Source organism: Mesorhizobium sp. M0909 (assembly GCF_040319515.1).
Classification (GTDB): Bacteria; Pseudomonadota; Alphaproteobacteria; order Rhizobiales; family Rhizobiaceae; genus Mesorhizobium.
Map to the genome: position 1 here is coordinate 104,648 of NZ_JAMYOA010000004.1, position 14,173 is coordinate 118,820.

Sequence of the window (14,173 nt, forward strand, 5' to 3'; positions counted from 1 at the left end):
TTCGGGCTAGCGTTAAATTACATTCAATTCCCGAAACGGCCGCCCATCGGCGATCCGGCTATACCCGAACGCCGAGCAATCCACCGTGCGATAGCCGCCATGCACGATCAGTTCGGCCAGCGCCTTGCCGACCGCTGGAGCCTGCTGCAAGCCGTGACCGGAAAACCCGTTGGCGAAGAGGAAATTACCGACCTCGGGATGCGGGCCGATCACCGCATTCTGGTCGAGCGTGTTGTAGTCGTAATGGCCGACCCAGGCGCGCGTCGGCTTGATCGCCTCGAAGGCTGGAATGCGGGTCGCCAGCACCGGCCAGATCACCTCTTCGAACAGTGGCCAGTCGGGGTCGAAGTCGGCGGGATCGGCTGGTCCTTCGCCCTCTTCCGGCTCGGCGCCACCGGTGATGTAGACCGAGCCCTCCGGCCGGACATAGATGCCGCTCGGGTCGACCAGAAGCGGCATGTCCTCATATTTCTCGCGCGCCTCGAAGACGAAGACGTTGCGCTTGCGCGGCTCCACCGGCAGCGCCAGCCCTGCCATTGCCGCCACCTTGCCGGCATTCGGCCCGGCGGCGTTGACGACGGTGCCGGCCTCGAGCCGCTCGCCATTGTCCAGAAATACACCAGTGACGCGGCCGCCTAGCCGCTCGATACCCGTCACCGACGCCGTGATAAAGTCGATGTTCTTCGTGCGCAGTGCCTTGCGGAACAGCATCAGCATCGCATGCGCGTCGAACCAGCCTTCGCCGCTGCGGCCATAGGCGCCGGCGGAAATGCCCTCGACCGACAGCCACGGAAAGCGGCGGACGAGCGCCTCCGCATCCTCGAGCAGGATGTCGGCGCCCTCGGCCATCTGCGCTTCGTGGTTGGCCCGCAGGATAGGCAGCCCGTTTTCGCCGGCAAGGATGAGATAACCGCCTTCGCGAAAGCCGATATCGGCATCCGCGCCAAACTCTTCCCTGAGCCGCCGGAACAGTTTCAGCGTGAACTGCGACAGACGGATGTTTTCCGGGATCGAAAACTGCTGGCGGATGGAGGCGCAGGACAGTGTGGTCGCCGCATGAGAAAATTGCGGGTCGCGCTCGACAAGTGCAATCGAGCCCGAAAACCCTTCCTCGCGCAGGTAATAGGCAACCGACGAGCCGACGATGGCTCCACCGATGATGACGATGTCGTAATGCACCTTTTCGCCCTTCCGGTCTGAATCGCCGAGTCACGCCGCCGGCAGGATGATCTCGAAGCGCGTGCCGCTCGCCGAGTCAACCAGCCGGATCGTGCCATCATGCGCTTTCAGGAGGGCCAGCACGATGCCGAGGCCCATCCCGGTGCCGCCGGAATCGCGGCGCGTGGTGAAAAACGGCTCGAAGATGCGGCCTCGGTTGCTGGGCGAAATGCCGGCGCCGTCGTCGTCCACCACAATGGTGGCCTTGCCGTCCGCGCTTGCGGCCGTGATCGAAACCAGCGTTGCGCCGTGCCGCGCCGAATTGTCGATGAGATTGGCCAGCACGATCGCCGCGTTTTCGGCCGATATGCGCAGACCGATCCGGGCGCCCGCCTCGAGGCGCACCGCCAGCCTGTCGTCGGCCGGCAGCAGCGCCAGCGCAGCAGTGAGCGACGTGCTTTCGCCGCTGGGCTCGAGATTTTCGGCGCGCGCCAGGTCGAGCAGGCGGCGCACGAGCAGATTGAGCCGGCCGGCATCGGTGACGATATTGTCCGAAAAGCGCCGCCGCTCGGCCTCGTCCATCGCGCTGCCCGAATCGCGCAACAGTTCGGCGGCGCCCTGGATCGCCGTCAGCGGCGATTTGAGCTCGTGCGAGACGTGGGTGGCAAAAGTCTGGATGCCGTCGGAGCGTGCATGCAGTTTTTCGGCCATGTCGAGGAAGGCGGCAGAAAGCGCCGCCATTTCGCGCGTGCCGTGGTGATCAAGCGGCCTGATCGCCGCGCGGTCGCCGGCGGCGATGCGATTCGTGCGTTCCATCAGCGCATAGATCGGCCGGCTGACGGTGCGCAGGAAAACCAGCCCGATCAGCAGCGTGCCGCCTAGAATGGCAATTGCCGCCAGCGCCACCTTGCCGCGCTCGCCATAGAGATGCTTGACGATGTTGTTGGGCGTCCGCGACAGATAGACCACGCCGGCGACCTTGCCGGAAACGGCAACCGGCATGGCGACAAAGACGCGAACCTTGGTGCCGCGGCTGACCGAATAGAGCGGCGGCGAAGGCTGGTCCGGCACCCGCAGCCTAAGCGCGCTGGCGTAGCGGCCGGCAAGCGCTGCGCGAACTTCTTCGACAGCGGCGAGCGACAGGCCGGCCTCCTCACGGCCGGCGATGACCACGCCTCCGGGATCGAGCAGCCGGAAGCCGGCAAGTGTGGTTTTCTGCGTCTCGGTAAGAATGCCCGACAGCCGCGCGCCGATGGCCGCGAAGGCAGGATCGACGCTGGCCGCCGTGGCCGCTGGTCGGGTTGGCAGGATCCTGTCGGACGCAAGATCGAGGCGCGGTTCGATTGGCTGGTAGGGAGAAGCCCGATCCCCTGTACTGGGTGGAGGCATGGATGTGCCGAGCTTTTCCGGGGCAAGGCCGGCCTCACGGACCTCTTGCGCATAGATCGCGGCAAGGGCGGCACCTTGTGCGATCAGCTCGGCCTCGGTCTGGCGGATCAGCTGGTTCTCGTAGAGCCGGAAGAAAAACAGGCCGGCCAGCGGCAGCGCCATCACCATGATCAGGATGGCAATGACGACCGTGGCAAGCCGTGGCCGCCATTTGCTGCCAATCCATTTTCGGGCGCTCAACTCCCGCATCGGCCGAGCCGGAAGCCGACGCCATGCACGGTCTCGATCGCATCGACACAGCCGATGGCCGCGAGCTTGGCGCGGATGTTGCGGATATGGCTATCGACGGTGCGGTCGGCGACGTGGATGTTGGCGGCATAGGCATTGGCCATCACCATATCGCGGCCGAGCACATGCGCCGGCCGCGCCAGAAACCCTTTCAGGATCGCGAATTCGATCGAGGTCAGCGCCAGCGGCTTGCCGTCGAAGCTGGCTGTATGGCTTGCCGGCACCAGCGCCAGTCTGCCATGAGAGAATTGCCGGTCGTCGGCTGGTTCGGGCCCAGGCCGGGCGCGGCGCAGGATGACGTTGACGCGGGCGACCAGCTCGCGCGGGCTGAACGGCTTGGTGACATAGTCGTCGCCGCCCATTTCCAGCCCCAGTATGCGGTCGATCTCCTCATCCCGCGCGGACAGGAACAGCACCGGCACGTCGGATGTGTGGCGAAGCCGCCGGCACACTTCCAGCCCGTCCATTTCCGGCATGCCGATATCGAGCACGACAAGATCGGGAGCACGGCGTTCGATCGCCAGCAAGGCAGCTGCGCCGTCCGGCACTGCCAGCGTTTTCATGCCGGCCTTTTCGAGCGCGAAGCAGATGATTTCGCGAATGTGCGGATCGTCGTCGGCGACCAGAATGTGGTGCGGCATCAACTCAGCGGCCCGGCATGAAGGGTTCGGACATCGGAGGAACCACAAACGGGCCACGCCTGTCGAGGGCGCGGTTGAGCCGCCAGTCACGAAAGCTCCAGCCGCGCCAGTTTTCCTGGCCGGCGCGGAAGCGTGCTTCGTCCTGTGCATACCAGCCGGCGAGTTCGCGGATGGAGGCATCCTGCGCGGAAACCGTCCTGCTCTGGTGCTGGACGAAACGATCGAGTGCCGGCAAGGCGCCGGGCCCGAGCGAGCGCAGGTACCAGACGTCGAGCTGGGTGCCTTGGCCGGTCATTTCGAAGGAATGGTCGACATTGTAGTTGGCGATCAGCGCGGCAAAGTTGATGAACGAGCAGGCATAGAGCGTCGCCGATAGCGTCAGAAGATTGGCGGAAAGCAGCCATTCGTTGGATTTTCCGCGCGCGATGCGGGCTATGATCAGGGCAAGGCCCGCCGCCACCAGCCCCATCCAGACGAAGGCGGCGACACGCCAGTAGGTCAGCGCATAGATGCCGATATAGAGATCGAGCCGCAGGATCGACGAGATCACCAGGAGGATGTTCTGCGCCACCCAGGCATAGACCAGCCGGCGGATGAGCGGATCGCCGGAGGTCGCGCTTCCTGGCCTCAGCGCCGCCAGCACGAAGCCGGCGGCCAGCAGCGCCGTGACGATCAGCGGGTAGGCGCCGCGATGCGCGTAGGCGGCATAGGTCAGCCCGTCGGGAAGCGCGATGCCGCCCCACAGATAGGTGGCGTCGAGTGTGCTCTGCACCACGAACAGGATGTTGAAGACGACGAGCGCGCGCAGGATAGCGGCCTTGCCGAAGACGATGTCCTCGATCGTCGTCCTGGTGGCCGGCGTCGCCGCTGCGCTGGCTGGCGACACCCTGCGGCGGCGGAGAAACCGCGGCAGGCGCGGCCGCAGAAAGGCCCATACGCCGACGAGCACGAATAGCCAGAAGGCAAGACGCGGCAACTGCATGAGGTTGAGCAGGGCGAAGAGGTCAATCAGCGAAAACCAGTATTCGATGACCGGATTGGCGGCGCCGAACAGCGCGAGAAACACTGCGCCGAGGCTCAGCGGCATGACCCAGACGGCGATCGCCGCAAGGCGCACGCGCCGCCGGCCAAGCCGCCGCGCCGCCGTGCGCCAGCGGAAGAAATCCAGGACGAGCCGAAATGGCGTTGCAAGCAGGAACAGCGAGAGTTGGCCGGCAATGCGGGCAAGGCCGGGCCGCAGCCGTCCGGCCAGTGAAAGCACGAAGACGGCCATCGCCGCCAGCGCAATGGAGACGGACAGTGCGCTGACATTTTCCACGAGCGGCAGCAGCCCCGCAAGCAGCGCAACCGGCTTGAACAAGAACTTGCCATCGTTGAAGACGCCGAGAGGATGGAGAGCCATGCTCGCCGCGGCAATCGCAACGCCGAACAGGAAAAGCGTGATGCCCGCCGGTTGGCCATAGAAGAAGAAATCGGCCAACGCGACGAGCAGGACGGCAACGCCGAAGCGGCTGCAATAGCTCGGCGCCGCCGAGAGGAATGCTGTCATGATCGGGCTTTCTCGGCGGCTTTGATGCGGCCGGTGGTCAGGGATTTGCGGACGAAAGGGAGGAGGGTTGCCAAAGTCTGGGGCGGATCGACGAGCCACCAGCTTTCGCGGCGAAGCCGGTACGGCACGGACCAACGGGAGTTCGTTTGCTCTTGCATGCCGCCCTTGTCGCATTCTGCCGGGTGGCAAGCGGGGCGGAGACGAGGAGATTTTCCGAAACTACGTGCAGTTTTTATGCACGGCTTGCCTCGGCTGGCTGCAGGCGGCATAGATCGAACATGATCACCGAAAGCTACCGCCCGCGCCGCTCGGTGCTTTACGTTCCGGCCTCGAACGACAAGGCGCTGGCCAAGATCCCGTCGCTGACCTGCGATGCCGTCGTCATCGATCTCGAGGACGCCGTCGCCCCGGCCGATAAACTTTCCGCGCGCGAGAAACTGGCGGCGATTTTCGCCGGCCGTTCCAACCGGAGCTGCGAGATGATGGTGCGCATCAATGCGCTGTCGAGCGAATGGGGCGCCGACGATCTGCTGGCCGCGGCAAAATGCATGCCCGGCGCCATCCTGCTGCCCAAGGTCGACACGCCGCGCGACATCCTCGAGGCCGGCGACGTGCTCGACGATAATTTTGCGCCGGACGAGGTCAAGCTGTGGGCGATGATCGAGACGCCCAAGGCGCTGCTCAATATCGGGCCGATCGCCGAGCTCGGCCGCGACCCTGCCTCGCGCCTGGTTTGTTTCGTTGCCGGAACGAACGACCTAGTCAAGGACACCGGCATTCTCGCCACGCCCGATCGGCGCTATCTCGTGCCATGGCTGATGCAAATGGTGCTCGCGGCGCGTGCCGGCGGCCTCGACCTGCTCGATGGCGTCTTCAATGATTTTCGCGATATGGACGGGTTTGCGCGCGAGTGCGCGGAAGCGGCCGCCATGGGTTTTGACGGCAAGTCGCTGATCCATCCAGCCCAGATCGAGGCGGCGAACCGCGCTTTTGCACCGACGCCTGACGCATTGGCCGAGGCGCGCGCGATCAAGCAAGCCTTCGCGCTTGCCGAAAATGCCGGCAAGGCGGTGATTGCGCTGAACGGAAAAATGGTCGAGCGGCTGCATCTGGCGCAGGCCGAAAAACTACTGGCGAAGGCCGCCGCTGTTCGCGCATGATTATCGTAACTGACAACAGGATTGAAGAATGAAACTCTACCGCTTTCTGTCCGGCCCGGACGATGCCAGCTTCTGCCACAAGGTGACGGCGGCGCTGAACAAGGGCTGGCACCTGTTCGGCTCACCGACCTATGCCTTTGACAAGGAAGCCAAGACCATGCGTTGCGGCCAGGCGGTGGTGAAGGACATCGAGGGCCAGGAATACGGCCCCGACACCAAGCTCAGCGATTGGTAAGCTTTGCAAAAGCGCCGAAGCAGGGTGTGTTGAGATTCAGGTCAGGCCGCGCCGGAGTCGAAGACGGGCGCGAAGCGACCAGACTGGGTGGTTTCCGAGAACCGGAGCGGAGCGTACTTTTGGGTACGTGAGCACCGGAAGCGCAGGAAACCGCCGTTCGCAGGCCGGCATCACCTGAATATCAGCACATCCTACTCCGCTGCCTCTTCGATCTTCTCCATATCGTCGTCCGACAGGCCGAAATGGTGGCCGATCTCGTGGATCAGCACATGGGTGACGATGTCGCCCAGCGTTTCCTCGTTCTCGGCCCAGTAGTCAAGGATGGCGCGACGATAGAGCGTGATGCGGTTCGGGCCCTCGCCGGTCTGCGGATTCCAGCGCTCGGCGATGCCGCGCCCCTCGAACAGGCCGAGCAGGTCGAAGGGAGTTTCCAACGAAAGGTCGTCCATGATCTCGTCGGTCGGGAATTCGGCGATCTGAATGACGATCTCGCCGGTCAACTTGCGAAAGTCCTCCGGCAGATGGGCATAGGCCTCCAGCGCCAGGAGGTCGATTTCCTCCATCGTTGGCGAAAGCTGGTCGTGCCAGATGCGTGTTTGGTAGATGCGAGCCATGCTTTGTCCCTTTGATCCCGGCATATAGGCTTTCGGGCCGGACTCGGCAAATGGCCAGGCTGGGGTGACCGTGCCACGCCCCCCACTAGAGGAATAAATTCCCCATGACTCCGCTTGACTCTTTGGCCGGCCTCTGGAATCTATAAGAACATAACAGGAACAATTGTGAGTGGAAGCTGACCGTCATGGCGACAAGCGCCGTGGCGCGGGAGACTGTTTTTGCCCTGCGCCGCCAGATCGCGAAGATCGAGGGAACGCTGTCCGAGCGTCTGGAGGCGTCGGCCGGCGCAGCCCCCGTTGATGCGGATGTCAGCCCCCAGACTCTGACATTGCCTCGAAATCTAACTATTGTCCGGCGCGGCCTCGCCGTGGCTTCGCAGGATGCGTTTTTGTCCACCGGCGCGGAACGCCTCGATGCTGCGCTGAGCGGTGGCCTGCCGAAGTCGGCGCTGAGCGAGTTTCATGGCGCCGCGACGCGCGATGCCGGGGCCGTCGCCGGCTTTGTGCTCGCGCTCGTCAGCCTGATCCTCAGCCAGGGCCCGCGACTGCCGGTGCTGTGGATCGGCACATCCGAGGTTTTCCGCGAGGCCGGCTTCCCTTACGCCAGGGGGCTTCACGCCTTTTTCGGCATCGAGCCGGAGCAATTGCTGTTTTCCGAGGCGCCAAGGCTGCTCGATGCGCTGTGGGTCGCCGAGGAGGCTGCCCGGATGACGGCGCTGGCCGCTGTCATCCTCGAAATCCGCGGCAGCCCGCAGCGGCTGGATCTCACCGCGACGCGGCGGCTGCACGCCCGGGCGCAGAGTGCCGGCCGGCCGCTGTTCCTGCTGCGCCAGGCCGGCGAGCCCGAACCGACGGCAGCGCCCGTCCGCCTCATCCTGTCGGCGGCACCGGCGGCAGCGCGCCAGACAATCGCCGGGCCGCTCGCCGGCTCGATCGGCCGGCCCGCCTTCACCGTCAGCATCGGCAAGAGCCGCACGGCCTTGCCCGGACAATTCACACTGGAGTGGAACCCCGATGAACGCATATTCGAAGAAAGACGGGGCGAGCAAGGAAGGTCTCAGGAATCGGCCCCAGAACGGCCAAAGAATCCTGTCCCTGTGGTTTCCGCATCTCGCCGCCGAGAGGATCCTGCGGCAGCGTCTGGGGCGGTCCTGGCGTTCCCGGCCGTCGGATCACCTGCCGCTGGTGATCAGCCATCGCCAAGGGAACGCCCAGCGCATCGCCGCCCTCGACGAACGGGCTGAGGCGCTTAATCTGAAACGCGGCATGGGCATAGCCGACGCATGCGCCATGCATCCCTCGATCGACATCGCGGAGGCCGATCCGGAGGCCGACCGGCGCCTGCTCGAAGGCCTCGCCGACTGGTGCGACCGCTATACCCCGCTGGTGGCGCTCGACGGGACCGACGGCCTCTATCTCGATGTCACCGGCTGCACGCATCTTTTCGGCGGCGAACGCTCGATGCTGGACGATATCCTGTCGCGTTTTTTCCATCAGGGCTTCGATGTCCGCGCCGGGCTTGCCGCCACACCTGGTGCTGCCTGGGCGGCGGCGCGGTTTGCCGGCGACCGCATCGTGCCCGATGGCGAGGAGGAAGCGCTTCTCGCGCCCATGCCGCTGGCGGCGCTGCGCATCGACCCGGAGGTCCGCGCCAGCCTCGAAAGCGTCGGCCTGCGCACGGCGGGCGCCGTCATGGCAGCACCGCGCGCGCCGCTGGCCCGCCGCTTCGGCGCATCGCTGCTCTTGCGCCTCGACCAGGCGCTCGGCCGCCTCGACGAAGCCGTGTCGCCGCGCCTGCCGGTGGCACCGCTTTCGGTCGAGCGTCATCTTGCCGAGCCGATCATGTTGACCGAGGACATCGAGCGGCTGACCGGCATGCTGGCGGCCACCTTGAAGAGCGATCTCGAGCGTCGCGGCGAGGGCGCAAGGCGGCTGGCGCTGCTGCTTTTCCGCGTCGATGGCGGCGTCAGCCGCATCGCCGTCGGCACCTCGCGGCCTCTGCGCGAGCCGCGGCTGATCCAGAAATTGTTCCACGAAAGGCTTGCCGCGCTCGAACGGGATATCGACGCCGGCTATGGCTTCGATCTCGTGCGCCTTTCGGTGCTGACCGCCGCCGCCTTCGACATGCAGCAGGCAGACCTTGCCGGCGAGACGAGCGACGACGGTGCCGATATCGCGCTTTTTGCCGACCGCATTCGCGCCCGGCTCGGCGAAGGCGCGGTCTTGAAGCCGGTTGCCGTCGAGAGCCATTTGCCGGAGCGCGCCGTTGCCACCCTTCCCTTCACGGAGGCGCCGCAGAGAAGCTCGCCGCCGAAGCAGCCGGACAAGGCGAAGGACGCTCCCACGACCGTCTTCCAGCCTGAGCGACCGATCCGGCTTTTCCGTTCGCCCGAGCCGATCGAAGTGCCAGCCACCGAAATGCCGGAAGGCCCGCCTTTGAACTTCCGCTGGCGGCGCGCGCTCTACCGGGTCGCGCGCGCCGAAGGGCCGGAGCGCATCGCGCCGGAATGGTGGCGAGAGGCGGCGGGACGAGAAGATGCCCCGACCCGGGATTATTTCCGCATCGAGGATGCCGACGGCCGCCGTTACTGGCTCTATCGCCAGGGCCTTTACGGCGCCTCTCAAGTCCCGCCGCGCTGGTACATGCATGGGATCTTCGCATGAATGCGCTGACGGCCATCCCCTATGCCGAATTCGGCATCCAGTCGAACTTCTCGTTCCTGCGCGGTGCCTCGAAACCGGAGGAGCTGGTGGTCGCGGCAAAATTCCTCGGGTTTTCGGCGATCGGTCTCGCCGACCGAAATACGGTGGCGGGCGTGGTACGCGCCTGGCAGCAGGCCAAGGTGGAGGGTGTTTCCTATCATCCCGGCTGCCGCCTGGTTTTTTGCGACGGCACGCCGGACATCCTCGCCTACCCGCAGGACCGCAAGGGCTGGGGGCATCTCTGCCGCATGCTGACACAGGCCAATCTGCGCGACGAGAACGAAAAGGGCGCAACGCTTCTCAAACAGAGCGATCTTCTCGAATGGGGCGATCTCCTGTCGCTGGCCATACTGCCGGATCTGTCGGCGGACGCGGAAGCTGGCCTCGCACTGATTAGCCGGCTCAGGGATCGCTTCGGCGAAAACCTGAGGCTGGCGGTTTCGCCGGATTACCGCGGTAACGACCGCTTCCGTATCGAGCAGGCGGCGGCGATGGCCGAGCTGGCCGGCATCCCGCTGATGGCCACCAACGACGTTCTCTACCATACGTCGGAACGGCGCCCGCTGCAGGACGTGCTGACGGCGATCCGCCTCAATGTGCCCGTCGCCGAGGTGGGGCTGGAGCTGGCGGCCAATGCCGAGCGCCACTTAAAGCCGCCGCTGGAGATGGCACGGCTTTTCCGCAGGCATCCGCAAGCGCTGGCGGAAACGCTGCGTTTTGCCAGCGAGCTGACCTTCTCGCTCAGTGACCTGCAATACAACTATCCCGACGAGCCGACGGAATCGGGCCTCGGGCCGCAGGCCGAGCTGGAAAGGCTGGCCAAGGAGGGGGCCGCCATCCGCTACCCCTCGGGCGTGCCCGCTTTTGTGACGCAACGCATCGAGGAGGAGCTCGCCCTGATCGAGCGCCTGAACTACGCGCGCTATTTCCTGACTGTCCACGACATCGTCAAATTCGCCCGCAGCCAGAACATTCTCTGCCAAGGGCGCGGCTCCGCCGCCAACTCGATCGTCTGCTTCTGCATCGGCATCACCGAAGTTGGCCCGGACAAGATCGACACGCTTTTCGAGCGCTTCATTTCCGAGGAAAGAAACGAACCGCCCGACATCGACGTCGATTTCGAGCATGAAAAGCGCGAGGAGGTCATCCAGTACATCTATTCCAAATACAGTACCAAGCGCACCGCGCTGGCCGCTGCCGTCGTCAGCTACCGGGGCCGCTCGGCGATGCGCGAAGTGGCCAAGGCGATGGGCCTGTCGGACGACGTCCGCAGCGCGCTGTCCAGTTCGATCTGGGGCTGGTCGACCTCGGAACTCGGCGAAAAGGAGACAAAAGCCGGCGGCCTCGATCAGACCGATCCATCGACAAGGCACGTGATCGAATGCGCCAACGAGATCATGGGCTTTCCCCGTCATTTGTCGCAGCATGTCGGCGGTTTTGTCATCACCAGGGACCGGCTCGACGAGATCGTGCCCATCGTCAAGACGGCGATGGACGAGCGCAAGATGGTCGAGTGGGACAAGGACGACCTCGACGCGGTGAAAATCCTTAAAGTGGACGTGCTGGCGCTCGGCATGCTGACCTGCCTGCAGCGCGCCTTCACCCTGCTCCGGGATCATTATCCGGAGGCGCGGGACGAGTACGGCCAACCCTATGTGCTGGCCACTCTGCCTGCCGAGGACAAGCGTGTCTACGACATGATCTGCCGCGCCGACACGATCGGCGTCTTCCAGATCGAATCCCGCGCGCAGATGTCGATGCTGCCGCGGCTGCGGCCGAAAAACTTTTACGATCTCGTCATCGAGGTGGCGATCGTGCGGCCCGGCCCGATCCAGGGCGACATGGTCCATCCCTATCTGCGCCGCCGGCAAGGCAAGGAAAAACCCGAATACCCCAAGCCGGAACTGGAAAAAATCCTCGGCAGGACGCTGGGCGTGCCGTTGTTCCAGGAGCAGGCGATGAAGATCGCCATCGTCGCCGGCGGCTTCAGGCCGGGCGAGGCCGATGAACTGCGCCGCGCCATGGCGACGTTCAAGCGCACCGGCACGATCGGCAATTACCGCAAGAGAATGGTCGACGGCATGGTCGCCAAGGGCTACGAAAAAGACTTCGCCGAGCGCTGCTTCAAACAGATCGAAGGCTTTGGCGAATACGGCTTTCCCGAAAGCCACGCCGCCTCCTTCGCCCTGCTGGTCTATGCCTCCTGCTGGTTCAAGACCTTCTATCCCGACGTGTTCTGTGCCGCGATCCTGAATTCCCAGCCGATGGGGTTTTACCAGCCGGCTCAGCTCGTCCGCGACGCGCATGACCACGGCGTCGAGATCCGCGACGTCGACGTCAATTTTTCCGGCTGGGATTGCGCCTTGGAGAAATCGCCTTTCGATCCGGATCGTATCCTTGGCCGCCATGCCCAGATGCGCGGCGTCATCCGGACCAGCCATGCCGTCCGGCTTGGTTTTCGCCAGGTCAAGGGCCTGTCGAAGGAGCGCATGGAGACCTTTGTGCTGCGACGCGGCGACGGCTACGCATCCGTGCGCGATGTCTGGCTGCGCTCGGGCCTCAACGTCGACGAGATCGAAAAACTGGCACAGGCCGACGCTTTCCGCTCGCTTGGATTGAACCGCCGCGACGCTCTATGGGCGGTCCGCGCGCTCGACGGCAAGAGTGCCGCCGAAAAGCTGCCGCTGTTCGATCAGCCGGCGATCCGCTTGCGCGATCTCGAGCCTGAAACCCGGCTCCCGACAATGCCGCTCGGCGAGCACGTCGTCCACGACTACCGCTCGCTCGGCCTGTCGCTGAAGGCGCACCCGGTCGCCTTCCTGCGTCAAAGGCTGGATCGGTCCGGCGTCACGCCCAATGCGCGGCTCGGCCAGGTGCGGGACGGCCGCCGCGTTTCGGTCGCCGGCCTCGTGCTGGTGCGGCAGCGGCCGGGCAATGGCAAGGCGATTTTCCTGACGCTGGAAGACGAGAATGCGGTCGCCAATATCATTTTCTGGGAAAGAACCTTCAACCGCTTCCGCCCCATCGTCATGGGCGCGCGTCTCATCCGCGTCACCGGCAAGCTGCAATCGGAATCGGACGTCATCCATATCGTCGCCGAGAAGGTCGAGGATCTGACGCCGTGGCTGTCGGTGCTGCTTGAGGAGGCAAGGCTTGTGGATGAACCTTCGAGCGGCCCCGAGGAGAAGCGGCCCGATAGCATCGCGCAAACGGAACTATTGGGAAAGGCAGAGAAGGTCATGCCCAAAGGGCGCAATTTTCAATAGAGGGGGATCGCTATGGAGCGGCTCTGAACCGCAGCACTCAGGACGTTCCGCCCAGGCGCGGTGGCGTGGGCACGGTATCGTCAATGGTGATCGTACGTGCCTCCGAGGGCAGCATGATCGGAATGCCGTCCCGCACCGGATAGGCAAGCTTTGCTACCCGCGAGATAAGCTCGCCGCGCTCCGGATCCCAGGCAAGCGGCCCCTTGGTCAGCGGGCAGGCCAAGAGTTCCAGCAGCTTGGGGTCGACAGTCCTGTTCCCGTCACGTCCATCCGCCATTCGATCCATCTTTTCCACAAGGCGACCGCTTCAGGTTTTTGCGCGCGGCCTCTCCCTCTCCCTTGTGGGAGAAGGAGGGCCAACCTACTGCAAACTCGAACCGAAATCCTCATTGTCGCGCGCCAGCGCCATTTCGGTGATGGCGATCAGGGTCTCGGCGCGTGTCTTCAGATCGGCCGCTTCGAGCAGCGCCTGTTTCTCGGCCGGACCGTAGGGTGCCATCATCGACAGTGCGTTGACCAGCATGGCGTTTTCGGCGCGGCTGACGCTCTCCCAGTCGGCCTCCAGATCGTTGGCCTGCAGATAGGCGCGAAACGCTTTGAGCAGCGCCGGCCGGTCGATCTCGGCGTCTGCCTGCTCCTCGTCGAGATCGGCGAGAAAAGGTGCCAACCGGCACTGGCGGAACGGCGTCTTGACCGTGAGTTCCTGAACAATGCGGAACCGGCACACGCCCTGCAGCGAAATCAGGTAACGGCCGTCGCCGCTCTCGGACAGCGCAATGATGCGCCCGGCACAGCCGACATTGCAGAGCTCCGGCTCGCCGTCTGGACGCAGCGCACCGTCGAGGCTGGGCTGGATCATGCCGATCAGCCGCGGCCCGGCGATCGCTTCGTCGACCATCTGCAGATAGCGCGGCTCGAAGATGTTGAGCGGCATGCGGCCTCCCGGCAGCAGCAATGCGCCCTCGAGCGGAAAGATCGGCATGGTCGACGGTAAGTCCGCAGCGAGCCGGTAATGCGCGTTTCCCGCCTGCACCTCAATCCTCCGATCGCTTTGTCAGGAAGCGCACCAAATCCGTCTCCTCCCGGCCGGCACAAGGCGCAACACCGGAAACCTGAAATCGAACGCCGTCCGAAAACCTAATCTGGCGCAGCTGCCGCCCACCGCAAGCC

General features: G+C 64.7%; 12 protein-coding genes. 5 read left to right on the plus strand and 7 right to left on the minus strand.

The genetic code is table 11. The features are described 5' to 3' along the window. Nucleotides 1-12: 12 nt before the first annotated feature. Genes NKH83_RS07245 through NKH83_RS07260 form a run of 4 tightly spaced genes read right to left on the minus strand, consistent with a single transcriptional unit; the run spans nt 13 to nt 5,025 of the window. Nucleotides 13-1,179, minus strand: a complete 1,167-nt coding sequence (locus NKH83_RS07245; protein WP_352479711.1) for an NAD(P)/FAD-dependent oxidoreductase — start codon at nt 1,177-1,179, stop codon at nt 13-15. 30 nt (nt 1,180-1,209) lie between these two features. Then, nucleotides 1,210-2,796: an ATP-binding protein gene (locus tag NKH83_RS07250; RefSeq protein ID WP_352802885.1), complete on the minus strand. Its 1,587-nt coding sequence runs from the start codon at nt 2,794-2,796 to the stop codon at nt 1,210-1,212. After that, a complete protein-coding gene (locus tag NKH83_RS07255; protein ID WP_352802887.1) occupies nt 2,784-3,476 on the minus strand; it encodes a response regulator in 693 nt (230 codons plus the stop codon). The genes NKH83_RS07250 and NKH83_RS07255 overlap by 13 nt, the downstream gene beginning before the upstream one ends. A gap of 4 nt (nt 3,477-3,480) precedes the next feature. Then, entirely contained in the window at nt 3,481-5,025 is a 1,545-nt protein-coding gene (locus NKH83_RS07260; RefSeq protein WP_352802889.1) for a DUF4153 domain-containing protein, read from the minus strand. Between the two features lie 281 nt (nt 5,026-5,306). Between NKH83_RS07260 and NKH83_RS07265 the strand changes: the two genes are divergently transcribed. Together NKH83_RS07265 and NKH83_RS07270 are read left to right on the plus strand one after the other, a co-directional pair. Continuing rightward, entirely contained in the window at nt 5,307-6,185 is an 879-nt protein-coding gene (locus NKH83_RS07265; protein ID WP_352803337.1) for an HpcH/HpaI aldolase/citrate lyase family protein, read from the plus strand. A 28-nt stretch (nt 6,186-6,213) separates the two neighbouring features. After that, nucleotides 6,214-6,420, plus strand: coding sequence for a DUF1737 domain-containing protein (locus NKH83_RS07270; protein ID WP_352802892.1), 207 nt, complete (start codon nt 6,214-6,216; stop codon nt 6,418-6,420). 191 nt (nt 6,421-6,611) lie between these two features. Here NKH83_RS07270 and NKH83_RS07275 read toward each other — a convergent pair whose 3' ends face one another. Continuing rightward, nucleotides 6,612-7,034: a metallopeptidase family protein gene (locus tag NKH83_RS07275; protein WP_352802895.1), complete on the minus strand. Its 423-nt coding sequence runs from the start codon at nt 7,032-7,034 to the stop codon at nt 6,612-6,614. Nucleotides 7,035-7,219: 185 nt separating this feature from the next. On the opposite strand from NKH83_RS07275, the gene NKH83_RS07280 reads away from it, so the two are divergent. From NKH83_RS07280 to NKH83_RS07290, 3 genes are read left to right on the plus strand one after another with little or no spacing between them, the layout of a single operon-like run. Further along, complete coding sequence (locus tag NKH83_RS07280; RefSeq protein WP_352802897.1) at nt 7,220-8,278, plus strand: ImuA family protein; 1,059 nt, start codon at nt 7,220-7,222, stop codon at nt 8,276-8,278. Beyond that, a complete protein-coding gene (locus tag NKH83_RS07285; protein ID WP_352802900.1) occupies nt 8,220-9,698 on the plus strand; it encodes a DUF6504 family protein in 1,479 nt (492 codons plus the stop codon). The genes NKH83_RS07280 and NKH83_RS07285 overlap by 59 nt, the downstream gene beginning before the upstream one ends. After that, nucleotides 9,695-13,003, plus strand: coding sequence for an error-prone DNA polymerase (locus tag NKH83_RS07290; protein ID WP_352802903.1), 3,309 nt, complete (start codon nt 9,695-9,697; stop codon nt 13,001-13,003). Before NKH83_RS07285 ends, NKH83_RS07290 begins: the two co-directional genes overlap by 4 nt. A gap of 37 nt (nt 13,004-13,040) precedes the next feature. Here NKH83_RS07290 and NKH83_RS07295 read toward each other — a convergent pair whose 3' ends face one another. Together NKH83_RS07295 and NKH83_RS07300 are read right to left on the minus strand one after the other, a co-directional pair. Continuing rightward, on the minus strand, nt 13,041-13,280 hold the full coding sequence (locus tag NKH83_RS07295; protein ID WP_352479720.1) for a Trm112 family protein: 240 nt from the start codon (nt 13,278-13,280) through the stop codon (nt 13,041-13,043). An 84-nt stretch (nt 13,281-13,364) separates the two neighbouring features. Then, nucleotides 13,365-14,036 (minus strand): LON peptidase substrate-binding domain-containing protein, encoded by a 672-nt coding sequence (locus tag NKH83_RS07300; protein WP_023675985.1) that lies wholly within the window; start codon nt 14,034-14,036, stop codon nt 13,365-13,367. Nucleotides 14,037-14,173: the final 137 nt, after the last annotated feature.

Coding starts and splice junctions, on each gene's coding strand:
- NKH83_RS07250 (WP_352802885.1), bottom strand. CDS start 2,796: ATGCGGGAGTTGAGCGCCCGAAAATGGATTGGCAGCAAATGGCGGCCA.
- NKH83_RS07255 (WP_352802887.1), bottom strand. CDS start 3,476: ATGCCGCACCACATTCTGGTCGCCGACGACGATCCGCACATTCGCGAA.
- NKH83_RS07260 (WP_352802889.1), bottom strand. CDS start 5,025: ATGACAGCATTCCTCTCGGCGGCGCCGAGCTATTGCAGCCGCTTCGGC.
- NKH83_RS07270 (WP_352802892.1), top strand. CDS start 6,214: ATGAAACTCTACCGCTTTCTGTCCGGCCCGGACGATGCCAGCTTCTGC.
- NKH83_RS07275 (WP_352802895.1), bottom strand. CDS start 7,034: ATGGCTCGCATCTACCAAACACGCATCTGGCACGACCAGCTTTCGCCA.
- NKH83_RS07280 (WP_352802897.1), top strand. CDS start 7,220: ATGGCGACAAGCGCCGTGGCGCGGGAGACTGTTTTTGCCCTGCGCCGC.
- NKH83_RS07290 (WP_352802903.1), top strand. CDS start 9,695: ATGAATGCGCTGACGGCCATCCCCTATGCCGAATTCGGCATCCAGTCG.
- NKH83_RS07295 (WP_352479720.1), bottom strand. CDS start 13,280: ATGGCGGATGGACGTGACGGGAACAGGACTGTCGACCCCAAGCTGCTG.